Source organism: Neisseria sp. P0013.S005, assembly GCF_051958425.1.
In the GTDB taxonomy this organism is placed as follows: domain Bacteria; phylum Pseudomonadota; class Gammaproteobacteria; order Burkholderiales; family Neisseriaceae; genus Neisseria; species Neisseria subflava.
Genome location: NZ_JBQCVL010000074.1, coordinates 1 through 251 on the forward strand (window position 1 = coordinate 1; position 251 = coordinate 251).

General features: G+C 44.2%; 1 pseudogene. It reads left to right on the forward strand.

What is annotated here, in order from left to right:
• Nucleotides 1–46 precede the first annotated feature (46 nt).
• Nucleotides 47–251 (forward strand): annotated as a pseudogene (locus ACTHTA_RS11550) (hypothetical protein); the annotation flags it as partial.

A 251-nucleotide genomic window follows, 5' to 3' on the forward strand; every position in this document is an offset into this window, starting at 1 on the left:
GAATACAAAACATTCTTGGTAAACATTGAGAAAGCGGAGGCATAATATGGCAGGAAGTGGTCAAGGCGTTCAATCGCAAGACATTATCAAGGTCTCCGCTACGTCTGGTTTAACACCAGCACCTCAAGCGCGTGATCATAAAGTTGAAGTTGCAAAATTAATCGACGTATCCACCTGTATCGGTTGTAAAGCCTGTCAGGTGGGCTGTTCAGAGTGGAATGACATCCGTTCTGATGTTAATGCTCAATGTG